Below are 25,303 nucleotides of genomic sequence, written 5' to 3'. Positions count from 1 at the left end.
CGAGGACGCCGTCTCACGTCAGTCCTCACAGGACAAGCGGCCAAAGCGTTCCTCGGGAGCTCCCGATGACAAAAGAAGGTAATGCCATCAGCGGCTGCCGTGGTCGCAGGCCCGCAACACGACGGCCGAGCTCGAAGGCGGGGAGCAGAGACCACGCCCGCGTCCGGGCCTCGGCTCGCGAACGTCGTCGTGGGCGAGCCGGAGCCGTCGAAGCATGCGCCAGGACCGAGAAACGCGAATAAGACGATTTATCCGGATTTATCGGTATCAAGGCGAATCCAAGGACAGCCAGGCGAGCCGTGCGCAGGGTTGCGTAAATGAGTTTGCGGCGTAAAGTTCTTTACATGACCCCCGTCGATGATGATGCGCCGCCCGCCTCGGCCGCTGAATCGCTCGCGCTCATCCACAAGGAACAGGCCAACGCGGCCAAGACCATCGCGCTCAACCCGCTGCTCTACTACGTGCCGTGGGGGCTGGCCTGGCTCATCGGGTTCGGGCTGCTGTTCCTGCGCTACGGCCCCGACGGCCGGGTCTTCGTGAACCTCCCGGCCTGGCTCCCGCTCGCCACGCTCTTCGTGCTCATGGCCCTTGCCATGTTCAGCACGATCCTGGTGAGTGTGGTCCGCGGGCGCGGCGTCGAGGGGCGGTCGTCGTGGCAGGGCTCGGCGTACGGGTTCGCGTGGTTCTTCGCGTTCACCGGCCTCGGCATGACGATGAGCCACTTCTCGAAGCTGCTCCCCGAGCCCGAGCGCGGCCTGCTCTGGGCCTGCGCGTCCGTGGGGCTCGTCGCCGCCATGTACATGTGCGGCGCCGCGATCTGGGTCTCCCGCGACATGTTCGTCTTCGGGGCCTGGCTCACCGTCATCAACATCGTCGGCGTCGCGGCCGGGGCCGGCTGGCACTCGCTCGTCATCTCCCTCGGCGGGGGCGGCGGCCTGATCCTGCTCGGGGTCCTGTTCCAGATCCGGGGCAAGCGTGAGTGAGCTGGACCCGGTGATCCACGTGCAGGCACGCCTGCGGATCATGGCCGCGCTGTCGAGCCTCGGCGACTGCGACCGGATGACGTTCCCGCGACTGCAGCAGCTGCTCGACATGACGGCCGGCAACCTCTCGGTACACCTGACGAAGCTCGAACAGGCCGGCTACGTCGAGGTCGTGAAGTCGTTCCGGGGCCGCACCCCGACCACCTCGGCCGGCCTCACCAACCGCGGCCGGGTCGCGTTCGAGGACTACACCAGCGCCTTACGAGCACTCATTGACCCACCCAAAGAGGAGTCGTAATGCTCGCCCGCACCATCGAGGTCAGCCGCCGCTACGGCGACACCCTGGCCCTGGACCACGTGTCCCTGGACATCCCGCAGGGCGGCGTCGTCGGCCTGCTCGGGCCCAATGGCGCCGGCAAGTCCACGCTCATCAACCTCCTCGTCGGGCTGCGCCGCCCCAGCAGCGGCACCGTCGAGCTCTTCGGCGGCGACCCGCGCGCCCCGCAGAGCCGCCGCCGCATCGGCGTCACCCCGCAGGAGACGGGCCTGCCGTCCACGCTGCGGGTGCGCGAGTGCGTGGAGTTCGTCGCGCGGCATTTTCCGGATTCGGTACCGCCCGCAGAACTCCTCGCCCGCTTCGACCTCACCGACCTGGCGAGGCGGCAGACGGGCGGCCTGTCGGGCGGGCAGAAGCGCCGCCTGGCCGTGGCCCTGGCCTTCGCCGGCCGCCCGAGCCTGGTGTTCCTGGACGAGCCCACCACCGGCCTCGACGTGCAGGCGCGGCGGGCGCTCTGGGACGCGATCCGGGACTTCGCCGACAAGGGCGGCACGGTGGTACTGACCAGTCACTACCTCGAGGAGATCGAGGCCCTCGCGGACCGGGTCGTGGTCGTCGGCCACGGCCGCGTCCTGGCCGACGACACCGTCGGCGCGATCCGCGCCATGGTCGGCATCCACCGGGTCAGCATCAGCGCCGCCGACCTGCCCGACCTGCCCGGCGTCGTCGGCGTCGAGCAAGCCGACGGGCGCACCTCCCTGCTCACCCCCGACGCCGACCAGCTGGTCCGCGACCTGGTCCACGCCGGCGTGCCCTTCCAGGGCCTCCAGGTGCAGCCGACCACGCTGGAAGAGGCCTTCCTGACCCTGACGAGCACCGGACGGTAGCCGCGATGACCTCCCTGGCCCTCACCCACGCCCGCTTCCGGATCCTCGAGACGATCCGCATCCCCATCGCCGTCGTCGGCGGCGCGTTCTTCCCGGCCGCGTCGATGCTCTTCTTCGTCGTACCGTTCGCCGGCGACAACCCCGAAGGCGCCACGTTCGCCACGGCCTCAATGGTGATGTTCGCGGTGATGACGAGCTGCCTGTTCACCTACGGCGTCGGCGTCTCCGAGGACCGCGCCCAGCCCTGGGACCCGTTCACCCGCACCCTGCCGGCCGGCCCCGCGGCCGCGTTCGCGGGGCGCATCCTGGCCGGCCTGACGTTCATGGCCATCTCGCTGCTGCCGGTGGTCGTCATCGGCTGGCTGTTCACCGCGGCCACCACGAGCGCGACGGGCCTGCTGCTCGCCCTCGGCGCCGTGGTCCTCGGCGCGCTGCCGTTCACGTTCATGGGCCTCGCCATCGGGTACGCGCTGCCGATGAAGGCCGCCCTGGCCGTCGCCCAGATCGTCTTCTTCCCGCTGGCGTTCGGCGGCGGCCTGCTCTCGGCCCCGGGCCAGGCGCCCGGCTTCGTGGAGACGATCGCCCCGTACCTGCCCACCCGCGGCGCGGTCGAGCTGGTCTGGGCCGCGGTCGGCGACTTCCACGTGTCGGCGACCTCGATGCTGTCGCTGGCCGCGTGGACCCTCGTGATGGCCGCCCTGGCCGCGTGGGCCTTCCGCCGCGACGAGGGCGCCCGCTTCAGCTGACGGGGGAGGCGGGAGCACGGTCGAGGAGCCGGAGCAGGTGCTGTGTCACCAGCTCCGGCTCCTCTTCTGCCATGCTGCGTTTCTCGCGCCTCCGGCGCGGGCGGGGGGTTCCCACCCCGCACCCCCCATGCGCGCTCCGCACGCACCGGCCGCGGCGCGCTACCGGGCCATGAGCTCAAGCAGGTGCCGAGTCACCAGCTCGGGCTTTTCTTCCGCCATGAAGTGGCCCGCGTTCACCGTGTCGTGGTCCAGGTCCGTCGCCCAGGCGCTCCAGCGGGCCCGGGCGTCGAAGCCCATCGCGGCGCCCCAGTCCTGCTGCAGCACCGTGACCGGCATCGAGAGCCGCTCGCCCGCGGCCCGGGAGGCCTCGTCGTGCTCGACGTCGACCGTGGCGGTCGCGCGGTAGTCGGCGACGATGGACGGGATCGCGTCGCGGGAGGCCTGGAGGTACCGCTGCCGCATCTCCGGGGGCAGGGAACCGTCGCCCCATGCGTCGAGGAAGTGCCCGAAGAACGCGTCGGGCGCCCCGGCGATGAGCAGCTCCGGCAGCGGGGCCGGGGCCGCCATCAGGAACAGGTGGAAGCCGACGACGCCGGCCGTGCCGCGCAGTACCTCCCAGGAATCCAGCGTCGGCAGCACATCCAGCGCGGCCAGGTGGGTGATGCGGGACGGGTGGTCGAGCCCGGCCCGGATCGCGACGAGGGCCCCGCGGTCGTGCCCGGCGAGCGCGAACCGCTCGAACCCGAGCGCCCGCGCGAGCGCGACGACGTCCTGGGCCATGACCCGCTTGGCGTAGGCGGCGGTACCGTCCGGCTTGTCGCTGTCGCCGTAGCCGCGCAGATCCGGGCAGATGACCATGTGCCCCGCGGCCGCGAGGGCCGGTGCCACGTGCCGCCACATCAGGTGCGTCTGCGGGAAGCCGTGCAGCAGGACGACGGGGCGGCCCGCCCCGCACACGGCGACGTTGAGGGAGACGGCGGGGGCGACTTCGACGCGACGGTACGAGAATTCCATGCCGCCACCCTGCGCCCGCCCGATCAGCATCGGGTCAGCGGCGAATAATCGGTGCCGTGATCTCCTTCGGCGTCCTGGGCCCTCTGGAGGCCCGGGATCCGGATCCGGTACCGCTCAAGGGCCCCCGCCACCGCGCGGTGCTGGCCCGCCTGCTCGTCGCCCGCGGCCGGGTCGTGCCCGTCGGTGTCCTCGCCGACGACGTGTGGTCCGGCACCGCGCCACCCGGCGCCCTGGCCGCGATCCGCACGTTCGTCGCGGACCTGCGCCGCGCCCTGGAGCCGGACCGCCCGCCCCGCGCGGAGCCGCGCCTGCTGGTGACCGCCGCGCCCGGGTACGCCCTGCGTGCCGCCCCCGCCTCCGTCGACGCCGTCCGCTTCGAGCACCTGCTGGCCGTCGGCACCCTCGAGGCCCTGGACGAGGCCCTGGCGCTGTGGCGCGGCCCGGCCTACGCGGAGTGGTCGCAGCAGCCGTGGGCGCGCGCCGAGATCGACCGTCTGGACGAGCTGCACCAGCTGGCCGTGGAGCGCCGGGCCGCGGCCCTGCTGGACCGCGACCGCCCGGCGGAGGCGGCCTCGGACCTGCGCGCGTTCGTCGCCGCGCACCCGTTGCGCGAGGAGTCCTGGCGGCTGCTGGCCCTGGCGTTGTACCGCTCCGGCCGCCAGGGAGACGCCCTGGCCGCCCTGCGCGAGGCCCGCGACACCCTCGTGTCGGAGCTGGGCGTCGACCAGGGCCCGGCGCTGCGCGCCCTGGAGCGGGACATCCTGGCGCAGTCCGAGAGCCTCGCCCCGCCGGGCCGCGCCGAGCCCTCGGCACGGCTCTTCGGGCGCGACGACGAGCTCGCCCGGCTCCGCGGCAGCACCGCGTCCGTGGCGCTCGTCGAGGGCGAGGCGGGCGCCGGCAAGAGCGCCCTCGCCGAGGCGTTCGCCCGCGAATGGGCGTCGAGCGGCCGCCCGGTGCGGTGGGGGAGGGCCGGCGAGCACGAGGGCGCCCCCGGCACCTGGCCGTGGTCCGACCTGCGCACGGCGGGCGACGAGCTCGGCCCGGGCCCGGTGCTGCTCGTCGCCGAGGACGTGCACCGGGCCGACAAGGACGTGTGGGACGTGCTCGCCGCGCTGCCCGGGCGGGTCCGGCTCCTGGCGACGGCGCGCGACACCGACCCGGGCCCGCAGTACGTCGCGTTCCTGGCCCGCCTCGCCCGCGCCGAGCCGCTGCGCATCCGGCTGGGCGGCCTCGACGAGCGGGCCACCGCCGGCCTGGCGCGGGAGGTCGGGGGGCGGGAGCTGGAGGCATGGGAGGTACACCTGCTGCGGGAGCGAACCGGGGGCAACCCGTTCTTCGTGCGCGAGCTGGCCCGGCTGCTGGCCGCCGAGGGCCCGGCCGCGCTGCGCACCGTGCCGCCGGGCGTCCGCGACGTCATCCGGCACCGCCTGGCGCAGCTGCCGGAGCCGGCGCGGGACGTCCTGCTGCGGGCCTCCGTCCTCGGCCGGGACGTCGACCCGGAGCTGCTGGCCGCGCTGGCCGGCACGGACGTGCTGGACGCGCTGGAGGAGGCGACGCGGGCGGGGTTCCTGGCCGACGGCACCCGGTTCGCGCACGTCCTGGTCCGCGACACCATCTACGGCGACCTGTCGCAGCCGAGGCGCGCGGCCTGGCACAAGGCCGCGGGCGAGGCGGCGGAGGCGTTGTCCCCCGGGGACGTGGACGTCATGGCGTACCACTTCACGGCGTCGGCCCTGCGCACCACGGCCCCGAAGGCGGCCCGCTACTCGGCCGCGGCCGCGGCCCGGGCCGAGCGCCGCAACAACCCGCACGAGGCCGCCCGCCTGTGGCGGCAGTCGCTGGCCCACGCGCCCGACGACGTCGACTCGCTGCTGGGCCTGAGCCGTGCCCTGGCCGTGATCGGGCACCTGGCGGAGTCCCGCCGCCTGCGGGCCGCCGCGATGTCGAGGGGCGGCCTGGACACCTTCGCCGTACCGGCGATCTGGCCGAGAAACGACGACGAGCACCTGTCCGCCGCGATCGCCGCGGCGGCCACGCAGGCCCTGCGGCACGCCTCGGGCCAGGCGAGGTCCCGCCTGCTGTCCACGCTGGCCATGGAGCTGCGCGGCGCCCGGGACGCGCGGGGGATCGAGGCCGCCAAGGAGGCCTACGCGCTCGCCGGCGCCGACCCGGCCCTGCGCGCCCTGGCCCTCAACGCGCGGTTCCTGCACAGCTTCCCGGCCCCGGGCCAGGCCCCCGCGCGCATGGCGATCGCGGAGGAGTTGCTGGATCTGTCGTCCGCGCACGACCTGGTCACGTTCGCCGTCCTGGGCCACCTGATCGCCCTGCAGTCCGCGTGCGCCCTGGACGACCTGGCGCGGGCCGACTCCCACGCGGCGGCGGCCGACGCCTTGTCCGCGCGCTACGGCCTGCCCGTCGTCCCCGTCTTCACCGCCTGGTACGCCGCCCTGCGCCTGGCCGCCGCGGGCGCCGCCGACGAGGCCGAGCGGGCGTACCGGGCCGCGGACGCCGTCCTCGCGAAGTCCCAGATGCCGGGGATGCACGAGGGCCTCCTGGGCCTGGCGCTGCTGTCGATCGACCGCTGGACCCCGTCCGACGACCTGGGCCCGTACGAGCCCTGGGCCCGCCCGCTGCTGCACCGCGACCGCCAGGCCCTGCGCGACCTGCCCCCGTCCCCGCACGACCTGCTCTGGGAGGCGCGGTTGTGCCTGGCCCTGCGGGCGGCGCGGGAGCTGGGCGACACCACGTCCCACGCCCGTCTGTCGGCGCAACTCCGCCCGGCGGCCGGCGAGCACGCGGCCGGCAGCGGAGTCCTGACCCTGGGCCGCGTCGCCGACTACCTCTGACCCGACGGGTCACGCGCCGCGGTCCTCAGGGGGCGTCACGAGCACCACGCGGTCGGCCGGATGGCGGGTCTCGAACTCGTCGGTGCGGATCACGATCAGCGGGACGCCGGGGACGATGCGCAGGTCGTGGCGCTCCTCGGCCGTCGGCATCCGGGCCGTGACCTGGGCCGCCGGCGGCACCGGCAGCTCCTCCAGCGGGCCGGTCCGGCGCACCCTGGAGCGCCGGCCCCGCTCGGTCACGATCACGCCCTCGCTGCGCAGCGCCGTCATCGCGTCGCGGACGACGTCGCGGCTCACCTCGTACTGCTCGGCCAGCGCGGCCTCGCTCGGCAGCACCGAGCCCGGCGGCAGATCCCCGCTGCGGACGCGCTCCTGCAGGGCGTTCGCGACCTGGCGGTACAGCGCGTGCACGGATCGGCGATCGAGCATGGCCAGGACGGTATCACCCGAATGGCCTTGTGGCCACATATCGCCCGGCGGTACGTCAGGGCTTGTGCGGGCAGCGGTGGATCGGGCGCCGCGGGATGCGGGCCGGGCGGCGGATCGACACCAGGCGGGCCGGGCGGACCGCGGGCAGCTTCGACGAGGCCGGGGCCGTCGTCCCCGCCGCCGCGCCCGACACCGCGGCCAGGTGCGACGACAGGGCCGCGTGCAGCAGGGTCGGGGACGACGACGGGTTCGGGGCCGCCGTCGACGGGTTCGCGCGGCGGTTCAACGGCTGGTACGTGCGCTGCTGCGGCACCCGCGGGCGGGTCGCGGGGGCGGCGGCACGAGCGGGAGCGGCCGGCATGGGCAGCGTGGCGTCCGCCGGGGCGTCGTCCTTCTCGGGGCGGGTCACGATGAACGCGACCACCGCCGCCACGAGGACGGGGACCAGGTAGAGCAGGGCTGCGGCGTATTGCTCGGCCACGGCGGGGACTCCCAACGGCTGCACACGACTGACCTGCGCAACGCTACGGATTCCGCCGCACCCACCGTGTCATCCGGTCGGGTCTTGCTGCAAGTCCGGCCGGGGTGCAGCTGCGGTGCAAACCTCCCGGTACCACTCGTAGGAGCGCCGCGGGGTGCGCCGCTGGGTGTCGAAGTCGACGTGGACGAGGCCGAAGCGCTGGTGGTAGCCGTCCGCCCACTCGAAGTTGTCCAGCAGCGACCAGGTGCAGTAGCCGTGCACCTCGACCCCGGCGTCCATGGCCGCGTGCACGGCCTTCAGGTCGCCCGCGATGTAGTCGATGCGGAACTGGTCGTCGAGGTCGGGCCAGGAGCAGCCGCTCTCGGTGATCCAGATCGGCGGGAGCCGGTCGCCGTAGCGCTCCTTGAGCCCGACCAGCAGCTCCCGCAGGCCGTCGGGGACCACGGGCCAGTCGTAGGCGGTCTTCGGGTACCCCTCGATCTCGAGGCGCACGAAGGGCAGCGGGTCGCCCTCGGGCGGGGCGGCGATCAGCGTCGGGTTGTAGTAGTTCACGCCCAGCGCCTGGATCGGCTGGGAGATGACCTCGAGGTCGCCCTCCAGCACGATGGAGTCGACGTCGGCCGTGGTCAGGAACTCGTAGCCGGGCGGGTACTGCCCGAGCAGGATCGGGTCCGTGAACAGGTGGTTCTGCACCAGGTCGTAGACGGCCGCGGCCAGCTGGTCCTCGTCGGAGTCGCTCCTGGGCCAGACCGGCGAGTGGTTGTTGGCCAGCGTCACCGGCGCGTTCGAGGTGCGGCGCAGGGCCGAGACGGCAAGACCATGCGCGAGCAGCAGATGGTGTACCACCGGCAGCTGGTCGGTCAGCATCTGCAGCCCGGGGGCGTGCACGCCCTGGACGTGACCGAGGGCGAAGTGGATGTACGGCTCGTTCAGCGTGATCCACAGCTTGACCCGGTCGCCCAGGCGCTCGCCGAGCAGCTCCGCGTACTCCCCGAAGCGCATCGCCGTGTCCCGGTTCGCCCAGCCGCCCTGGTCCTGCAGCGCCTGCGGCAGGTCCCAGTGGAACAGCGTGACGAGCGGGTCGATGTTCCGGGCGAGCAGCCCGTCGACGAGCCGGTCGTAGAAGTCGAGCCCGGCGGCGTTGGCGGGGCCCTCGCCGGTCGGCTGGATGCGCGGCCAGGCCACCGAGAAGCGGTACGCCCCGGCGCCCAGCCCGGCGATCAGGTCGAGGTCGGACTCCCACCGGTGGTAGTGGTCGCAGGCCACGTCGCCGGTGTGCCCGTCGAGGGTCGCGCCGGGGGTGTGGGCGAAGGTGTCCCAGATGGACGGTCCGCGCCCGTCCTCGGCGACGGCGCCCTCGATCTGGTATGCGGCGGTGGACACGCCGAAGCGGAAGCCCGGCGGGAACGGCGGTAGATCCGGCATACGGCGCACGCTACCGCGCCGGGGCAAGATTGGGTCATGGCACACGACATTCCAGCGGTGGAGCTGGCGCCGGGGGTGAACCTGCCGACCATCGGCTTCGGCACGTGGCAGATCACGGGCCGTTCGGCGTACGAGTCGGCCCGCGCGGCGCTCGACGCCGGCTACCGGCACATCGACACCGCGACCATGTACGGCAACGAGGAGGAGATCGGCCGGGCGCTGCGCGACAGCGGCCTGGACCGCTCCGAGGTCTTCATCACCACGAAGCTGCCGCCGTCGCAGGCGGGCCGCGAACGGCAGACCCTCGAGGCGAGCCTCAAGGCGCTCGGCGTGGACTTCGTCGACCTGTGGCTCATCCACTGGCCGCCGGCCCGCGGCAAGTCCCTGCCCACGTGGGTCTCGTTCCTGGAGCAGCGCGACGCCGGGCGCATCCGCTCGGCCGGCGTCAGCAACTACGACACGGCGCTCGTCGACGAGCTGGTGCGGGAGACGGGCGAGACCCCGGTCGTGAACCAGGTCGCCTGGAGCCCGGGCCAGCACGACCCGCGCTTCCTCGACGACATGCGTGAGCGGCGGGTCGTCGTGGAGGGGTACAGCTCCCTGAAGAACACGCCCCTGGACGACCCCCGGCTCGTCGCGGTCGCGAAGGCCCACGACGCGACCGTCCCGCAGGTGGTGCTGCGCTGGCAGCTGCACCACGACATCGTCGTCATCCCGAAGTCCACCCGCCCCGAGCGGATGCGCGAGAACCTGTCGGTGCTCGGCTTCGAGCTGACGAACGAGGAGATCGAGGCCGTCAGCACCCTCTGATCAGCCCCGTTTGACGGACCGGTCGATGCGGGCCCGCCAGCCCCGCTCCCGGGGCTTGCGGCGCAGCTTGGCCAGGGCCGCGACCGCACCGGCGGCGAGCTCCTCGAAGTCGAAGCCGGTGCGGTGCGTGCCCTTCTGGATGACGAACGCCATCCCGGCCGAGTTGCTCACCGCCCACCCGGGCCGGGTGCCCAGGCGGTGGGCGGCGCCGGCGCCGTACGCCGTGACGAGCTGGATGTCGAACGGGTACCGCACCGCGCCGCCCTCGCGGGTCACCACGATCCGGGCCTGCGCGAGGGTGTCGTCGCGGTTGAACAGGGCCCGCCACCACGTCGTGCGAGGGGCCTCGACGACCACCTCGACACCCTCGCCGTGCTCGCCGGGGTCGCCCGCCTCGGCGACGCGCCGGACCAGTTCCACGACCCGGTCCGGGCGCGACCGCCGGAACGGCACCCAACTGTCCACGGCGTCGAATATAAGGATTTTTCCGAGCTACCGCGGCGTCCGTCGGGGTCCGGACCGTTGCTCCCGCGGCCTCACCCCGCGCGGGTGGTCGCGGTCCCGACTCCCTACGGAACCGGCGGCGGCGGGTCGAGCACGACCGTCAGCGTGGCGAACGCCGACTTGTTGCCGATCGCGTCGAAGGCCCGCACCCTGATCCCGAACACCGTCTGCCCGGCGGCGCGCGGCTCCGCGAACGTCGTCGCGGTGGTGTCGCCGATCCAGTCCGGCCCGTGGAAGAGCTGATACCCGGCCACGCCCACGTTGTCGGCCGACGCCGTCCAGGACCACGTCACCTGGGTCGCCGAGACCGAGACCCGCAGGTCGCCCGGGATCGTCGGGCGCGACGAGTCCGAGGTCGGGCCCGGGTCGATCGCGACGGAGAGCGACCGCGGCTCGGAGCGGTTCCCGGCCCCGTCGAACGCCACGATCTTGTACGTGAACTCGCCGAACCCGAGCGGCGGCACGGTCAGTGACAGGTTGCTCGTCGCGCCGTAGTGATCGCCGTTGACGTACACGTCGTAGCCGGCCACGGCGACGTCGTCGGTCGCGGCCGTCCACCTGATGACGGTCATCCCCGGGTACACGACCGGCGGCATGCCCGGCGCGACGGTGTCGGCCGGCCCGCCGGGGGTGATGACCGCGAACGGCGACGCGTTCCCGGCGGCGTCGAGCGCCCGCACCCGGTACGTGATGATCGCCGGCGGCGGCGTGGGCATCGTGTATTCGGTGCCGGTCACGGTGGCCACGAGGCCGGCGCCGTTGTAGACCTCGTACCCCTTCACCCCGGTGTCGTCACCGGACGCGTCCCAGCGCAGCGTGAACGTGTTCGTGCCGATGCTCGTGCGCAGATGACCGGGGGTGGAAGGCGGCCGGATGTCGGCGGCGCCCGCGCAGGAAGCCCCGTTCAGCGAGCAGGTGAGCGGCCCGCCGGTTCCCTGCGCGAGCCACCCGAACGTGGCGCTCCCGCCCGGCGCGACGACCGCGTTCCAGGACTCCCCGAGCGCGACGTAATGGTTGCCGGAGTGGGTGATCGTGGCGCCCCAGGCGTTGGCGATCGTCGTGCCGCCGGGCAGGTCGAACTCGAGCCGCCAGGTCAGCGGCGCCGGGGTGCCGTTGTCGATGGTGTACTGCCCGGTGTACCCGGTCGCCCAGGCACTCTGCTTCGTGAAGGTGGCCGTGGCCGCGCCGGGAACGACGGCGGCCCGGGCGGGTGCCGCGGCGGCCGCGACGACGGCCGCGGCGGTGGCGACCGCCACCAGGAAACGATTCATGTCAATAAGTGTTCGAGATCGTCCGCTCGGGTTCAATGAGCAGCACGACGCGGTCCTCGCGCAGCGGGTAGGGCCCGCCGATGTACTTCTGGGCGAGCCGATCAATGATGTCCCAGGCCGCGTCCCCGTCGACCGTCTCCACGACCCGGCCGTGAATCAGTTCCGTCGAGTTCGGCCGCTCCCGGTCGGTGATGGAAAGTGCCACGCGCGGGTCCCGGGCGACATTGCGCGCCTTGCGCGACCGCGGCGACGTGAGGATCGCGATCCGGTCTCCCTCGCGCCCGACCCAGACCGGGACGGAGTGCGGCGACCCGTCGGGCAGCACCGTGGCGATGTGGGCGATGTTCGTGTCGTCGATGAGGCTCATACCCGAACCGTAGCAGAGTCAGTCTCCTAAAGGAACGGACTTGCTAGGATCGCCTCATGCAACGCACCCAGTTCTCGGACATGGCCTGCTCCATCGCGCGCACCCTGGACGTGATCGGCGAGCCGTGGTCGCCGCTGATCCTGCGCGACGTGTACGTGGGCATCAACCGCTTCGAGCAGCTCCAGAGCGACCTAGGCATCTCCCGCAAGGTGCTGACCCAGCGCCTGACGTGGCTGGTCGAGCAGGGCGTGCTGGAGCGGCGCGCCTACTCGGACCGGCCGCCCCGCCACGAGTACGTGCTGACGACCAAGGGCGCCGAGCTCTGCGACCTGCTGACGGTCATGGTGCGCTGGGGCGACCGGTGGACGGCGGGGGAGGCGGGGCCGCCGGTGCTGTACCGCCACCACGCCTGCGGCGAGATCGCCCACGTCGAGCCCGTGTGCTCGGCCTGCGGCCGGCCCATGCACGCCACCGACGTGGACGTCCTGCCCGGCCCGGGAGCTTCCGCGGAGCGCTCAGGTAGCGAGCCGGTCGGCCGATGAATCGTCTGACAACGCCTCGAACGGAGCACTTCGCATGCGTCGCTGGCTGGGTTCCCGCCGGCACGATTGGCGAGGTGGCCACGTCGGCCCAGCTCACCACGGACGGCATCACGGAGTCGGAGCGGGCCGCGGGCAGCCTGGCCGCGATGTCGGCGAGCCTGCGCGGCATCGTCCAGACGTTCCGCTACTGACCGCGGCCGCGTGCTGTAGGCACCGCCCGCCGACCCGGCCCGTTACCTTCGCGTGCCCTTGACGGGGCGATATGAACCGAAGACATCGACTATGGTCGGACTCCGTGACCTACCCACCGACCGGCGACCCCAACGACGGCCAGTATTACGGCGGCTATCCCGCGCCGCCCGGGCCCCCGCCGACCGGCGCTTTCCCGGCTCCGCCCGGCCCGAGCCAGCCGGTCTCACCCGGCTACCCGCCCCAGTACGGGCCGCCGCAATACCCGCAGCAGCCCGCCGGTTACCCGCAGCAGCAGCCCGCCGGTTACCCGCCGCAGCCGCCGCCCACCCAGTCGTGGCAGCAGGCGCCGGCCACGCAGGGCCGGCAGCAGCCCCCGACGCCACCCCAGGGCTGGCAGCCGCCCCCGCCGGCGCAGGGCTGGCAGCCGCCGCCCGCCCCGATGCCAGGCGCTCCTCGCGGCTCGACCCCCTGGCCGCTGATCGGCGTGGTCGCGGGCGTCCTGGTGCTGGCCGTGATCGGCGGCGTGCTCGTCGTCACCAAGCTCGTCGGCAACGACGACCCGGTGGCCCCCGTGACCGCGGACGGCGACCCGACCAAGGCCACCACGACCGGCCCCGCGGCCCCCGGCCTGCCGACCGACCGCCCGCTGAAGACCAGCTCCGCACCGGCGGGCCCGGGCAAGTACAGCGCCGCGGGCGACCTGTGCTCGATGGACCTGACCGCCCTGGGCATCTACGCGTCGAAGAAGGAGAAGGCGACGCCGAACGTGCGCAACACCGGCGGCATCGCCCGCTCCGACTGCGACTTCGACCTGCGCACCTCCTCGGGCATGAAGGTCACCTTCGGCATCAAGACGCAGGTCTACACGACCACGAAGGAGGCGAAGCAGTACTTCGACTCCGGCTACGACCTGGACAAGTCGCGCTACTTCGACGCCGACCTGACCGGCCTGGGCGAGCGCTCCTACGGCACCAACCGCGACTGGGACATCGGCTCGAAGACGAGCGACTACACGATCCGCGTGGTGGACAGCAACCTGTACCTCTCGGTGAGCCTGGTGACCTTCGGAACCGCCTTCGTCCCGAAGGACCAGCTCAAACCGAAGACGATCGACGAGGTCAAGACGATCCTCGGCAAACTGCCCACGGCCTGACCGCAGGATCGCCGGCCGCACTTCCGCCGGCCATGGGTGCGGACCTCCTGCCCGGCTTCGCTGACGGGTTTCCACCGCCGGGACCACCCCTTTGGAGCGGTCCGGCCGCAGGCCGCACCGCGGCTACGCTCGGGTGGAAGGGGGTGATCACAATGCCCAGATTCCTCATCGAGGCGACCTACACGCACGACGGACTCCGCGGGCTGATGAAGGACGGCGGCAGCGGCCGGGTCGACGCGGCCCGCAAGACGGCCGAAAGCGTCGGCGGACACCTTGAGTCGTTCGACTTCAGCTTCGGCGAGCGCGACACGGTTTGCATCTGCGAACTGCCCGACAACAAGGCGGCCGCCGCCGTCGCACTCACGATCGGCGCGTCCGGTGGAGCGACCACCAAGACCGTGGCGCTGCTCAGCCCCGCAGAGGTCGACCAGGCGGTTCGGCAGACGGTCGACTTCCGCGCGCCCGGCGCCTGACCGACGCACGCTGCACCACTGCCCTCCGGCGGCGGAGCCCGGCCGTTCGGCTCCGTCACCCTGCGTGCCGGCCGCCCACGGCGATGATCCCCGTGGGCGGCCGCAGCTGTCGCGATGGCGGCCAGGCGGGGATCATGTCGCCGCGCTGACCGCCGTTCACCGTCTGCCGTGGGTTACGGCTGCAGGCTGCGCAGCGGGCCTTCAGCGTCTGGGAAGTTCCTTGTGCTCAACACCTGCGGGCCCGCGGTGTGGTCGCCGTTGAACGGCGTCACAGCCTTCGGGTCCTTCGAGCAGCCGGCGGCGACCGCATCCTCCGGCGAGTTGAACCACAGCCCGAGGTGGTACTGGTGGACCGGGGCCGTCGTCGGGTTCGACGAGGCGTCCGCGATCGGCGAGTTGTGCACCACCGGTGCCGGGGCGGTGCCGGGCGCCACGCTGAACGTCTCGATGCTGAACCGGCCGACGAACGTGCCGGCCGCTACGCCCCATTGGTTCGTGTTCAGGTCGCCCTGGTACCAGGACATGCCGAACGGCGCGTTCGGCACCTGGATGACGAACAGATCGAAGTCGGTGTTCTTCGGCAGGCCGCTCGCTGCGATCGTCATCACCTCGACCTGCCCCCTCGACTGTACGGTGACATCGGCCTTCGCCTTGGGCAGGCAGTCCGTATTCACCGAGTTCGCGGACCGGACCATTTGAAAGTGGATCCTGGTGTGTTTGGCGCTGGTGGCGATGGCTGCCGCCCCGCCGCCCGCGACGATCATTCCTGCGGTGCCGAGGACGATGGCGACGCGTTTGATGTGCTTTTTCATGTCGGCCTCCCTGTGTGTCGAACTCTTGTGTCTTGTCTGTTTCGAGACATGCGGACGAAACTGAGCAGGCGGAATCGCCCACCTTCGTGGTGGGGGGAATGTAGGAAACGAGAGCAGCACGCAATTGCGCGCAACGAGGCGCCCTACCTGTGCACGCTGAAGTGCGCTCGGCAGTCGATTGACCGATTGGCAGGCCAGACGCCGGCGCTCTCCTCGCCTTAGGGAACGGGCCCACGGACAAGGTACTGCACGGGAAATGCCCGAGGGTTGGTGTCGCGTTCGGCCGGTGAGGCGGTATTGCTGTTGCCGTCCGCCTCACCTGCCAGACGTCACCTACCGCTCATACAGGCGTGCACGACTGCTTCGACGTGCGACGGCAACCTCAACGAAGATCGGAGTGCTGCTGCGTCGGTAATCACGTCGCGTTTCTCGGACAAACCAAATTTACAGCGACGCGACGTGGTGCTGCCGGGTCCCGGGTTCGACCTCTCCCCGATGGATCGGGACTTTCTTCGCTTCCAAGATCTGGTACACGGATCGGTCTACGGCGGCGGGCACAGTCGCGACGAACTCATCGCCGAGCACGAGCAACTGCCGTCGCGCTGGCCGGACCCCTGACGAGCAGAGACCTCGGCGGCTCGACGTATGGCCGTTCGGATGTGCCCCGGGCAGGCCACCTCAGCGCGGAGGATGCGGGGCAGTCGACGTGTTGCCGGTGTCGGGCGGACTTGGTCGCGGCGACGTGGGCGGCTTCAGCCCAGGTGATCCGCCGGTGCCGTGTTCAGCAGCCAGGCCAGCGGCATCTTGGTGGCCACCTCGTACTCGCCTGACCGGCCGAGCTGGTGCAGCGTGACGGTCAGCGCGGCATCCCGATCGACCACCCAGTACCGAGGGATGCCGGCCGTCGCGTACTCGTGCCGTTTGACCATCTCGTCCATCGCCTCCGAGCCCGGAGACACGATCTCGACGACCAGCAACAGATCGGTGAGGGCAAGCCAGACGCTGCGCGGTTGCGGCTTCGACCAGAGGGTCAGGTCCGGAATGCGGGCGCCTTCGCCGGTGGGCCCGCTGATGCGGATGCCGGCCGCCTGAAGGACCTGCTCGGCAGGCCAACCAGCGACGGCGAGCCAGACCAGCAAACGGCTGGCGATCGCGGCGTGCTCGGAGTCGGGCGGCGGCATGACCGACAGCGCTCCCTCGGGGCTGATCTCATACCGATGCCCGTGCGGGTCCTCGGCGATCATCGCGGCAAGGTCGTCGAGCGTGATGACGGAGGGCATGTGCCGACCGACGCTTCCTGCGCTCATGGCGGCCATCCTATCGGCGCCGCCCCGGTGTCGGCCCTAACCGGACGCACCCGACCCGCGCCGGCTGAGCAAGTCGTTGTCGTTCGGTTGCCGTAAGGGCCAGCTCAGGCTCCGCGAGGACCGTACCTCCCGCGGCCTTATCCTCCGCTTGTAGTCGCGCTTCTCGCCTCTGGCTCCGGGGAGTCGCTCCGCCTACGGACCGTCGTCCAGGTCGAGCCGTGCAGACGGGGCCGGCTGGGCCAGGCCGAGCCGCTTCGCGGTCGCCTTCGGCGAGCGTGGCCCAGCCGGTCCCGCCCCGCTCCCTGGAAGGTGGACGACGGCATACGGGAGGCTCCGCAGCGAGCTGGGGGGAGGTGACCAGGTTCGGGAGCGCGGCTCGCGCTCGGCCTGCTGGCGGCGCAAGCGCCGGCATCGGCCAGCGCGGCGACACGCATTCAGAGGTGGTACTCGTCCACGTCGACCACAGCGCCTGTCCGAGTGAGGAACGCCAGGGTCCTGCGGTCGAGTGACCAACCAAGCAGATTCGGCTCAGACGGGTCCTCGCCATCGGCCTCAGGCGTGTACTCCCGGACTATCTGCAGACATGCGGTCGTGCCCGGCTCGTCGGCATCGAGTCGGGCCGTCAGGCCGCCGATGCGGTCGGCGTACGGTTCGAGGCGATCGAGCACGCGGCCGATCTGCTCGTCCAGGAACAGATCGGTGTCCCGACAGGAGATCTTCCAGGCATGCGCACGCGGGATTGGCACGTCCGGGAGCCGGCTTCCCTGGACTGTCACCTCATCCGGGTCCAGGCCAATCTCACGCGCGACCTGCGAAGCGGAGACCCGCTCGGACCGCAGCGCGAAGTAGACATACTGGTGAACCCGCATCGCGGCAATCTACAACCGCACGCCGTCGAGTCGAGGCGGAGCGATCACATGCGGGTTAACCGCCGTCCCGGGGCGGGGCGAATCGACTGCGGCGTCACAGCGCGGCTCGCAACCGAACGGCGTGGGCGCGGTCTGTACGCGTCGGCCAGGCGACGGCTGGCTGGGACGTGATCTTGTGTGCCCCAAGGCGCGGTCAACCACGGTCAATGAGGGGCGTCAGCCGCGCCGGGTCGACCGGAGCAAGGGAACGGCGAAACGCGCCCTGAGCTGGGCGCAAACCAGATTGAAAACCAGTGGGCACGGTTGGGTTCGAACCAACGACCCCCCGCTTGTAAGGCGGGTGCTCTTCCACTGAGCTACGCGCCCCGGTCCTCACACCGGAGGACGGGTACCCAGATGGTACCGAACAGTGCCCAGCAGCCCTAGCCGGTTACAGTGCCGCGATCGCCGAGCGCCAGACCTCGATGTCGCGTGAGCGGCCCGCCGACACGTGTTCAGTGAAGGCGATCACTCCGTCCGGGTCGATCAGGAACGTGCCGCGGTCGGCGTAGCCCCTTGCGGTGTTCAGGACGCCGTACGCCGAGGCGACCGCCCCGTGGGGCCAGAAGTCCGAGAGCATCGGGAAGGTGTAGCCCTCGCGATCCGCCCAGACCTTGTGCGCATATGGGGAGTCCACGCTCACGGTCAGGACCTCGACGCGGTCGTTGCGGAAATCGTCCAGGGACGATTGCAGGGCTCCGAGCTCGCCCTGGCACGTGCCGGTGAACGCGAGCGGGTAGAAGACCAGGAGCACCGCCTTGTGGGAGCGGTACGAGGTCAGGCTGACCTCCTGGTTGTTCTGGTCGCGCAGGGTGAAGTCCGGTGCCGGATCTCCGACATCCACTGTCATGCCTCGAATATGCCAGCTGTCGTACCGGGGGCCTACACTCGCCCGCATGGCAGCAGGGCCGCGGCTCGGCATTGACTTCGGGACCTCCCACACCGTCGCGCTCCTCGCGTGGCCGGACGGGAGGGTGCGCCCGTTGCTGTTCGACGGCTCGCCGCTGCTGCCGTCCGCCGTCTACGCCCAGACCGACGGGGCGCTGCTGGTCGGGCGGGACGCGGTGCACGCCGCGCGCGTCGACCCGTCGCGGTTCGAGGGTAGCCCCAAGCGCCGCATCGACGACGGCAGCGTGCTGCTCGGCGATCGCGAGCTGACGGTGCCGACGCTCATCGGGGCGGTGCTCGGGCACGTCAAGACCGAGGCCGTGCGGGTCGCGGGCGGGCCGGTCGCCGAGCTCACCCTCACGCACCCGGCCGCGTGGGGCGTGTCGCGGCGGCTCGCGCTCGTCGAGGGCGCGAAGCTCGCCGGGCTGCCCCAGCCGGCGCTCATGCCCGAGCCGGTCGCCGCCGCCCATTATTTTGCCGGTGTACTGCAGAAGCCTCTCACCGGCGACCAAGGCCTCCTCGTGTACGACTTCGGCGGCGGCACCTTCGACGCCAGCCTGGTGAGCCGGTCGGGGGAGGGCTTCGACGTCCGCGCCGTCGACGGCATCGACGACCTCGGCGGGCTCGACCTCGACGCCCTCGTCGTCGAGCACGCGCGCGGGCAGATCGAGAACCCCGAGGTGTGGGCGCGGCTGGACAACCCGCAGAGCACCGAGGACCGCCGCCACCGCCGCATGCTGTGGGACGACGCGCGGATCGCCAAGGAGATGCTGTCTCGCTCGGCGAGCGCGGCGCTGCACGTGCCGATCGCCGCCGCCGACGTCACGATCGCGCGGGAGCAGTTCGAGGACAAGGCCCGGGCGATGCTCGAGCAGACGGTGCGCACGACCGGGGCCGTCATGCGCTGGGCCAAGATGGACAAGGACAAGCTGGCCGGCCTGTTCCTGGTCGGCGGCTCCAGCCGCGTGCCGCTCGTCGCCACCCTGCTGCAGCGCGAGCTCGGCGTGGCCCCGACCGTCATCGAGCAGCCCGAACTCGTCGTCGCCGAGGGCAGCCTCCGCGCGTGGGTGAACGTCTCCAACGCGACCACCCCACCCGCGACCACCCCACCCGCGACCACTCCGCCTCCGAACCAGAACCCCGGCGCAGTCATGTGGCCCGGACAATCCGGACAAACGCCACAAAATGCGCAAAACGCCCAGCCGCAAGCCCAGCCTCAGCAGCAAGCGCAAGCCCAGCCGCAGCCGCAGGCTCCGATCAGCGGAGTCCCGGTCAGCGGAGTCCCGGTCAGCCCCGCGGCCTTCCAGCAGACCCCCGTGAGCGGCGCCCCGATGCCGGTCAGCGGCGCGCCCATGCCCGTGAGCGGCGCCCCGGCCCCCGTCAGCGGCATGCCCGTCAGCCCCGCGGCCTTCCAGCAGCCGCCGAGCGCCTATCCGACCGTCCCGCAGCGCCCCCAGTACCAGCAGCACCAGCAGCAACACCCGAACGCCGGGGCGGCATACGGTACCGATGCCGAAGCCACGCAACGACTGCGCCCCATGGCCCCGGCCGTCCCGCCCGTCCGCCCGGTGCCGCAGCCCCCGCCCCCGCAGGCATATGTCTCGCCCTCCGCCCAGCCCGCCGTCTACGCCCCGCCGCCGCGCGAGGAGGCCCCGCCGCCCCCGTCCCGCGGGCGCAACTGGGCCGTCCCGCTGCTGATCGGCATCCTGGTCGTCGCGCTGGCGCTGGCCGGCTACGTGGTGTTCCAGAACCGCACCACGGGCGACGACAAGGCGGCGGGCACCTCGTCGTACAGCCCGGACGCGGGCACCTCCGGCGGCGGCGTCGCGCAGATCCCGCAGTACAACCGCGAAGACGAGCCCAGCTGGGTGCCCAACGGCTGGCGCGACCAGGGCTTCGGCGCCGTGGACACGCTCTGGAGGTCCCAGCAGGAGTCGGAGGGCGGCCGCTGCGACACCGGCGGCGGGCGGCTGCGGGTCACCACCGACGCCGCGCCGGGCCTGACCGGCTGCACCCTGAAGCCGCCGCTGGACGCGCAGATGAACGACGGCAGCATCGAGGCCAAGGTCAAGCTGAGCTCGGGCTGCGCGGGCATGTGGCTGCGGACCAGCGACTACGGCTACACGCTGGGCCTGTGCGACGACGGCCACGTGCGCCTCTACAAGCTGCACAATGACCTGCCCGGCCCCAAGGACCTGCTCAAGGAGTGGGCGTTCCAGCCGCAGCAGGGCGTCGGGGACCCCTACCTGGCGTTCAAGATCGAGGGGACCGAGCTCAACGCCTTCGTCAACGGCGTGCGGTTCGGGCCGGTCACGGACGAGCAGATCCACGCGGGGAAGGTGAACCTCGGCGCGTTCACCCTGTCGGGGAAGACGGCCGACGCGTCGTTCACCCAGGTGCGCGTGTTCATGCCGGAGGACTGGCAGCCGGGCAGCGGGCCGACCACCACCCGGACGAAGAACCCGCAGCCGTCGACGTCGAGCTCGGGATGGGGCTCCAAGCAGCCCTCGACCCCGGCTTCGAAGAAGGTCACGCCGCAGCCAACGGCGTGACTTCGCCACGAAGGATGGCCGCGCCGGATGACTGGCGCGGCCCAAAAGCCTAAAGCACGAGCTCGCCGGGGGGCGAGCTCACCGGCGCGAGCGGGCGGCGCGGGGCGCGACCAGCCGGGCGGCGGTCCAGTCCTTGCCCGCGTTGACCGTCGAGGTCTGCTGCAACCCGGCGGTGGGCGCCGACTCGTTGATCTCGCTCGGCTCGACGTGCCCGGGGCGGCCGGCCTTCGGCGTCAGCAGCCACACCACGCCGTTGTCCGCCAGCGGGCCGAGGGCGTCGATGAGCGTCTCGACCAGGTCGCCGTCGTCGTCGCGCCACCACAGCAGCACCACGTCGACGACCTCGTCGGTCTCCTCGTCAACCAGCTCCCCGCACCGGTCGATCAGGACGTCGCGGAGATCCTGGTCGACGTCGTCGTCGTACCCCATCTCCATAACGACCATGCCCGGTTCGACTCCGAACCGGTCCGCCAGGCTCTTCACCTCGGCCTGACCCGCGGTCGCGTTCACTGTCCACTGCCTCCTGTCGCAACAACCACTGTTAGCGCGTAGTCCACACAGTACGGGCCGTCAACGCAAGTGGCGCACCGATGCGATCGAAAAACTATCGGTCCAAGTTACCGGGCCAGCAGCGATTTCGCGCCCTGGACGATCTGTTCCTCGGATACCAGCACGTGGTTGGCGGCCGGCCCGAGCGGCACGAACGAGTCCACGGCGGCCACCCGGCGGGCCACCCCGACGTATCCGGCGTCCACGAGCGCGGCGATGACGCCCTCGCCGACCCCGCCCGAGCGGCGGGTCTCGTCGACGACGAGGACCCGGCCGGTGTCGGAGGCGTTCTTGATGATGTCACCCACCGGCAGGGGCGACAGCCACCGCAGGTCGACGACCCGGCAGGCGACGCCCTCGGCCGCGAGCCGGGCGGCGGCCCGCAGCGACAGGCGCACCCCGTTGCCGAAGGTGATGATCGTCAGGTCGTCGTTGGGGCCGGTGCTGTACGCCCGGGCCCGCCCGATCGGCACATGGAGGGCGGACCACTCGCTGGGCGGGGCGTAGTCCGCGAGCCACCAGTTGTCGTTCTCGGTGTGCAGGTCGCGGGTGTGGTACAGCGCGATCGGCTCCAGGAACACGCACACGCTGCCGTCGACGACCGCGCTGGCCAGGCAGGTGCGCAGCATCGCGGCCGCGTCCTCGGCCCGCGACGGCGCGGCCACCACCAGGCCGGGGATGTCGCGCAGCACCGCGAGGGCGTTGTCGTTGTGGAAGTGCCCGCCGAAGCCGAGCTGGTAGGCCAGGCCCGCGACCCGCACCACCATCGGGTTGTGGAAGGCCCCCTGCGAGAAGAACTGCATCGTGGCCGCCTCGCCGCGCAGCTGGTCCTCGGCGTTGTGCAGGTAGGCGAGGTACTGAATCTCCGGCACCGGCAGCATCCCGGCCAGCCCGGCGCCGAGCCCGAGGCCCAGGATGCTCGTCTCGTCCAGCAGCGTGTCGAACACCCGGGTCGCGCCGAAGCGGTCCCGCAGCCCCTTGGTGACCCCGTAGACGCCGCCCTTGGCCGCCACGTCCTCGCCGTAGACGACCATCTGCGGGTACGCCAGCATCGCGTCCGTCAGCGTGGCGTTGATGGTCTGGGCGAGGGTCAGCGGCCCGCCCTTCTCCGGCAGCTTCCCGCCGAACGCGGCCAGGCGGCTCGCCGGATGGCCGTTGCCGGTGCTGCGCGGGGTCCCGGAGACCGGCCGGATGGTCGCCGGCACGGGCGTCGGCTCCGGCTCGGGCCAGTCCCCGTCGTCGGCGGCCGCGGAGAGCTCGGCGAACTCGAGGTCGTCGTCGAGCTCCCGGTCCTCCTCCGGCTCCTCGTGCGGCTCGCCGAGGGGCTCGTCGGCGCCCAGGTGCGCGGCCGCGTCGGCGACGGCCCGGGAGACCCGCACCGGCCGGCGCGGGGCCAGCGGGGCGGTGACCTCGTTGGCGGAGGCCAGCTTCGGCTCGCCGAGCACCTCCTCGGCGATGCGGCGCACCTCCCAGCCGATCTCGTCGTAGCGGGTCATCAGCTCCGCCGGGGTGGCCACGCCCGCCTCGACCAGCATCCGCGCCGTGTGCACGAGCGGGTCGCGGGCCATGTCGGCGGTGATCTCCACGGGGGAGCGGTAGGCCATCTCCGCGTCGGCGCCGGCGTGGCCCATCAGCCGGATGGTGCTCAGGTGCAGCACGGCCGGGCGGCGGTACCGCCGGACCCAGGCCGCCGCCTCCGCCGCCCGGTCGTAGGTCTCGGCCGCGTCGCAGCCGTCGGCCGCGTAGTACCGCAGCCCCGGGCGGCTGCTCAGCGCCGCGGCCACCCAGCCCTCGGGCGAGCGCACGCTGATGCCCAGCCCGTTGTCCTCGCAGACGAACAGCAGCGGCAGCTTCAGCCCGATGTGGTCGCACCAGCCGGCGGTGTTGAACGCGGCGGTCGCGGCCGCGTGGTTGATGGAGGCGTCGCCGAACGAGCACACGGCGATCGCGTCGGCCGGCCAGCCGTGCCCGCCGCCGGGCGGGCTCAGGCGCTTGCCCCGGCCCAGCGCGTACGCCACCCCGACCGCCCGCGGCAGGTGCGAGGCGATCGTCGACGTCGTCGGCACCACGTGCAGGTCGGCGTGGCCGAACACCTTGTGCCGGCCGCCGGCGATCGGCTCCCGGGCCGAGGCGACGACGCCGCGCAGCACGTCGCGGATCGGGTCGCTGCCGGCCACCTGGGCCGCGCGCATGCAGTAGAACCCGCCCGAGCGGTAGTGCAGCAGCGCCGGGTCGGTCGCTCGCAGCGCGGCGGCCACGGCGGCGTTCCCCTCGTGCCCGGCCGACCCGATGGTGTAGTACCCCGCGTCGAAGCTGCGCAGCCAGCGCGCGGCCAGGTCCAGGTGGCGGCTCGTCGACTGGGCGTCGTAGAGCGCTAGGGCCTGCTCGCCGGTCAGCGCGGTGTCCTCGCGGACGGGCTCGTCGACGTCCCGCGCACCGGTCGCGGCGACGAGCCCGGCGAGCTCGGCACGGAACCGCTCGTCGAGATCCTGAGGGGTGGTCACGCTCGACAGCATGGCCGAAAACGGTCATCTGATGCCACCCACGGCAGGTGTACTGGGAGATTCCGGCCGTCCGGACGACCCTCGGGCTACCGCTCGGCCAGCGCCCGGTACTGCGGTGACCGCAGGAACCCGGGCAGCAGCAGCGCCGCGGTCACCCCCAGGTCGCGGGCGAGTGCCTCCTCGGGTGTGAGGAACACCATGGCCTGGCCCTCACCGAGCACCACGTCCTCCTGGCGGGCGTCGGTGGGTCCGTAGAAGACGTGCATCTCGACCTCGCCGTCGGCGGTGGTCACCGAGGGGCGGGTGCGCACGAGGTACGGCTCGATAGCCCCGGCGTCGAGCCCCGTCTCCTCCTGCACCTCGCGGCGCGCGGCCTCCTCCGGGGACTCCCCGTCCTCGATCTTGCCGCCGGGCATCGCCCACTGGTTCGGCGAGACCTTGGCCCGCTGGTCGCGGTGCTGCATGAGCACGCGCCCCTCGGGGTCGACCAGGAACACGACGGCGACTCGGCGCTCGATCACCGGCTCATCCTGTCATCCCCGGACAAAGCTGAAGCGGACCTGGCGTGTGCTGTTGTCGCCGTTCGGGTCCACCAGGCAGATCGACTGCCAGGTGCCCAGCGCGATCCGGCCGCCGACGACCGGCAGGGTGGCGTACGGCGCGACGAACCCCGGCATCACGTGATCGCGCCCGTGGCCGGGGGAGCCGTGCCGGTGCTGCCAGCGGTCGTCGGCCGGCAGCAGGTCGTCCAGCGCGCGCAGCAGGTCGTCGTCGCTGCCGGCGCCGGTCTCGATGATGGCCACGCCCGCGGTGGCGTGCGGGACGAACACGTTGAGCAGGCCGTCGCCGTCGCCGGCCGCCTCGCTCGCGAACCGCGCCGCCTCCTGCGTGATGTCCCGCACGACGGGGCGGGAGCCGGTCCGGACCGTGATGACCTCGGTGCGCATCGGTCCAGTCTCGCAGCCGCTCAGTCGGAATGGTGGTGGTGCGACGAGCCCGAGTCGCTGCCGCCCGACGAGCCGGAGTCGCTCCAGCTCGACGACGAGCCGGAGTCGTGGTGGTGGATCGTGTGGCCGTGGCTCTGCCAGTGCTCGTGCGAGGACGACCCCGGGGACGGGTCGGAGCCCGTCATCGGCGCCGGCCCGGAAGGCCACGTGGGATCCAGCGGGCTGGGGGCGGGCGTGTAGCCGTCGCCGCCCCTGTTGTGCGCGCCCGCGCGCGGGCCCTTGCGGAAGACCACCACCACCGTGACCACGATCGCCGTGGTCAGAGCCACGGTGACGATGCCGCACGGCAGCAGCAGCCACCAGGACGAATTCTCGGACACGGGCGGCACGGTAGCCGATCCGCGCGCCTGGGATACTCGTAATGTCGCGTCTGCGT

At 72.3% G+C, this 25,303-nt stretch carries 26 protein-coding genes and 1 tRNA gene; 10 read left to right on the top strand and 17 right to left on the bottom strand.

The annotated features are described in order from the left end of the window. Positions 1 to 344: 344 nt before the first annotated feature. The 4 genes from ABT369_RS24290 to ABT369_RS24275 are packed head-to-tail and all read left to right on the top strand — an operon-like array spanning position 345 to position 2,893. Complete coding sequence (locus ABT369_RS24290; RefSeq protein ID WP_350615143.1) at positions 345 to 983, top strand: transporter; 639 nt, start codon at positions 345 to 347, stop codon at positions 981 to 983. Further along, the gene (locus tag ABT369_RS24285; protein WP_350615142.1) at positions 976 to 1,281 is read left to right on the top strand and encodes a winged helix-turn-helix domain-containing protein; all 306 of its coding nucleotides are present in this window, start codon (positions 976 to 978) and stop codon (positions 1,279 to 1,281) included. Before ABT369_RS24290 ends, ABT369_RS24285 begins: the two co-directional genes overlap by 8 nt. Beyond that, the gene (locus tag ABT369_RS24280; protein ID WP_350615141.1) at positions 1,281 to 2,147 is read left to right on the top strand and encodes an ABC transporter ATP-binding protein; all 867 of its coding nucleotides are present in this window, start codon (positions 1,281 to 1,283) and stop codon (positions 2,145 to 2,147) included. The genes ABT369_RS24285 and ABT369_RS24280 overlap by 1 nt, the downstream gene beginning before the upstream one ends. 5 nt (positions 2,148 to 2,152) lie before the next feature. Then, complete coding sequence (locus ABT369_RS24275) at positions 2,153 to 2,893, top strand: ABC transporter permease (RefSeq protein WP_350615140.1); 741 nt, start codon at positions 2,153 to 2,155, stop codon at positions 2,891 to 2,893. A gap of 159 nt (positions 2,894 to 3,052) precedes the next feature. On the opposite strand, the gene ABT369_RS24270 is transcribed toward ABT369_RS24275, so the two are convergent. After that, positions 3,053 to 3,907: an alpha/beta fold hydrolase gene (locus ABT369_RS24270; RefSeq protein WP_350615139.1), complete on the bottom strand. Its 855-nt coding sequence runs from the start codon at positions 3,905 to 3,907 to the stop codon at positions 3,053 to 3,055. Between the two features lie 56 nt (positions 3,908 to 3,963). Here ABT369_RS24270 and ABT369_RS24265 point away from each other — a divergent pair, with 56 nt between their 5' ends. Next, positions 3,964 to 6,753: an ATP-binding protein gene (locus tag ABT369_RS24265; RefSeq protein WP_350615138.1), complete on the top strand. Its 2,790-nt coding sequence runs from the start codon at positions 3,964 to 3,966 to the stop codon at positions 6,751 to 6,753. Positions 6,754 to 6,762: 9 nt separating this feature from the next. Here ABT369_RS24265 and ABT369_RS24260 read toward each other — a convergent pair whose 3' ends face one another. The 3 genes from ABT369_RS24260 to ABT369_RS24250 all read right to left on the bottom strand — a co-directional run bounded on the left by ABT369_RS24260 (position 6,763) and on the right by ABT369_RS24250 (position 9,088). Further along, positions 6,763 to 7,182 (bottom strand): winged helix-turn-helix domain-containing protein, encoded by a 420-nt coding sequence (locus ABT369_RS24260; protein WP_350615137.1) that lies wholly within the window; start codon positions 7,180 to 7,182, stop codon positions 6,763 to 6,765. A 55-nt stretch (positions 7,183 to 7,237) separates the two neighbouring features. Beyond that, entirely contained in the window at positions 7,238 to 7,663 is a 426-nt protein-coding gene (locus ABT369_RS24255; RefSeq protein ID WP_350615135.1) for a hypothetical protein, read from the bottom strand. A 69-nt stretch (positions 7,664 to 7,732) separates the two neighbouring features. Beyond that, positions 7,733 to 9,088 carry a GH1 family beta-glucosidase gene (locus ABT369_RS24250; RefSeq protein ID WP_350615134.1) on the bottom strand — a complete coding sequence of 452 codons (1,356 nt, stop codon included), beginning with the start codon at positions 9,086 to 9,088 and terminating at the stop codon, positions 7,733 to 7,735. A 36-nt stretch (positions 9,089 to 9,124) separates the two neighbouring features. Between ABT369_RS24250 and ABT369_RS24245 the strand changes: the two genes are divergently transcribed. Further along, positions 9,125 to 9,898, top strand: a complete 774-nt coding sequence (locus ABT369_RS24245) for an aldo/keto reductase (RefSeq protein WP_350615132.1) — start codon at positions 9,125 to 9,127, stop codon at positions 9,896 to 9,898. Here the strand turns inward: ABT369_RS24245 and ABT369_RS24240 are convergent, their stop codons facing one another. From ABT369_RS24240 to ABT369_RS24230, 3 genes are all read right to left on the bottom strand, one after another. Continuing rightward, on the bottom strand, positions 9,899 to 10,363 hold the full coding sequence (locus tag ABT369_RS24240) for a hypothetical protein (RefSeq protein ID WP_350615130.1): 465 nt from the start codon (positions 10,361 to 10,363) through the stop codon (positions 9,899 to 9,901). It abuts the gene before it with no gap. A gap of 104 nt (positions 10,364 to 10,467) precedes the next feature. Continuing rightward, positions 10,468 to 11,673, bottom strand: a complete 1,206-nt coding sequence (locus tag ABT369_RS24235; protein ID WP_350615129.1) for a cellulose binding domain-containing protein — start codon at positions 11,671 to 11,673, stop codon at positions 10,468 to 10,470. A 1-nt stretch (position 11,674) separates the two neighbouring features. Further along, positions 11,675 to 12,040 (bottom strand): PPOX class F420-dependent oxidoreductase, encoded by a 366-nt coding sequence (locus ABT369_RS24230; RefSeq protein ID WP_350615128.1) that lies wholly within the window; start codon positions 12,038 to 12,040, stop codon positions 11,675 to 11,677. Positions 12,041 to 12,096: 56 nt separating this feature from the next. Between ABT369_RS24230 and ABT369_RS24225 the strand changes: the two genes are divergently transcribed. The 3 genes from ABT369_RS24225 to ABT369_RS24215 all read left to right on the top strand — a co-directional run bounded on the left by ABT369_RS24225 (position 12,097) and on the right by ABT369_RS24215 (position 14,400). Further along, positions 12,097 to 12,582: a winged helix-turn-helix transcriptional regulator gene (locus ABT369_RS24225; RefSeq protein WP_350615127.1), complete on the top strand. Its 486-nt coding sequence runs from the start codon at positions 12,097 to 12,099 to the stop codon at positions 12,580 to 12,582. 295 nt (positions 12,583 to 12,877) lie between these two features. Beyond that, the gene (locus tag ABT369_RS24220; RefSeq protein ID WP_350615126.1) at positions 12,878 to 13,927 is read left to right on the top strand and encodes a hypothetical protein; all 1,050 of its coding nucleotides are present in this window, start codon (positions 12,878 to 12,880) and stop codon (positions 13,925 to 13,927) included. A gap of 152 nt (positions 13,928 to 14,079) precedes the next feature. Continuing rightward, positions 14,080 to 14,400 carry a GYD domain-containing protein gene (locus ABT369_RS24215; RefSeq protein WP_350615124.1) on the top strand — a complete coding sequence of 107 codons (321 nt, stop codon included), beginning with the start codon at positions 14,080 to 14,082 and terminating at the stop codon, positions 14,398 to 14,400. 173 nt (positions 14,401 to 14,573) lie between these two features. Here the strand turns inward: ABT369_RS24215 and ABT369_RS24210 are convergent, their stop codons facing one another. From ABT369_RS24210 to ABT369_RS24190, 5 genes are all read right to left on the bottom strand, one after another. Continuing rightward, positions 14,574 to 15,164 carry a hypothetical protein gene (locus tag ABT369_RS24210; protein WP_350615123.1) on the bottom strand — a complete coding sequence of 197 codons (591 nt, stop codon included), beginning with the start codon at positions 15,162 to 15,164 and terminating at the stop codon, positions 14,574 to 14,576. A gap of 800 nt (positions 15,165 to 15,964) precedes the next feature. Further along, a complete protein-coding gene (locus tag ABT369_RS24205) occupies positions 15,965 to 16,519 on the bottom strand; it encodes a Uma2 family endonuclease (protein ID WP_350615122.1) in 555 nt (184 codons plus the stop codon). A 434-nt stretch (positions 16,520 to 16,953) separates the two neighbouring features. Further along, a complete protein-coding gene (locus ABT369_RS24200; RefSeq protein WP_350615121.1) occupies positions 16,954 to 17,388 on the bottom strand; it encodes a DUF4279 domain-containing protein in 435 nt (144 codons plus the stop codon). Positions 17,389 to 17,682: 294 nt separating this feature from the next. Beyond that, positions 17,683 to 17,754 (bottom strand) — tRNA-Val (locus ABT369_RS24195). A 64-nt stretch (positions 17,755 to 17,818) separates the two neighbouring features. Beyond that, positions 17,819 to 18,277 (bottom strand): peroxiredoxin, encoded by a 459-nt coding sequence (locus ABT369_RS24190; protein ID WP_350615120.1) that lies wholly within the window; start codon positions 18,275 to 18,277, stop codon positions 17,819 to 17,821. 46 nt (positions 18,278 to 18,323) lie between these two features. On the opposite strand from ABT369_RS24190, the gene ABT369_RS24185 reads away from it, so the two are divergent. After that, entirely contained in the window at positions 18,324 to 20,867 is a 2,544-nt protein-coding gene (locus ABT369_RS24185) for an Hsp70 family protein (protein ID WP_350615119.1), read from the top strand. 78 nt (positions 20,868 to 20,945) lie between these two features. Here the strand turns inward: ABT369_RS24185 and ABT369_RS24180 are convergent, their stop codons facing one another. From ABT369_RS24180 to ABT369_RS24160, 5 genes are all read right to left on the bottom strand, one after another. Next, positions 20,946 to 21,377: a DUF3052 domain-containing protein gene (locus tag ABT369_RS24180; RefSeq protein ID WP_259858988.1), complete on the bottom strand. Its 432-nt coding sequence runs from the start codon at positions 21,375 to 21,377 to the stop codon at positions 20,946 to 20,948. A 107-nt stretch (positions 21,378 to 21,484) separates the two neighbouring features. Further along, on the bottom strand, positions 21,485 to 23,932 hold the full coding sequence (locus ABT369_RS24175; protein WP_350615117.1) for a transketolase C-terminal domain-containing protein: 2,448 nt from the start codon (positions 23,930 to 23,932) through the stop codon (positions 21,485 to 21,487). 74 nt (positions 23,933 to 24,006) lie between these two features. Further along, entirely contained in the window at positions 24,007 to 24,441 is a 435-nt protein-coding gene (locus ABT369_RS24170) for an NUDIX hydrolase (protein ID WP_350615115.1), read from the bottom strand. 12 nt (positions 24,442 to 24,453) lie between these two features. Continuing rightward, on the bottom strand, positions 24,454 to 24,867 hold the full coding sequence (locus tag ABT369_RS24165) for a YjbQ family protein (protein WP_350615113.1): 414 nt from the start codon (positions 24,865 to 24,867) through the stop codon (positions 24,454 to 24,456). A gap of 20 nt (positions 24,868 to 24,887) precedes the next feature. Further along, the gene (locus ABT369_RS24160; protein ID WP_350615111.1) at positions 24,888 to 25,247 is read right to left on the bottom strand and encodes a hypothetical protein; all 360 of its coding nucleotides are present in this window, start codon (positions 25,245 to 25,247) and stop codon (positions 24,888 to 24,890) included. Positions 25,248 to 25,303 lie beyond the last annotated feature (56 nt).

This window comes from Dactylosporangium sp. NPDC000244, assembly GCF_040300725.1.
Taxonomy (GTDB): Bacteria; Actinomycetota; Actinomycetes; order Mycobacteriales; family Micromonosporaceae; genus Dactylosporangium.
Note: the sequence above shows the minus strand (reverse complement) of the source record. Positions and strands in the feature narration are given on the sequence as shown.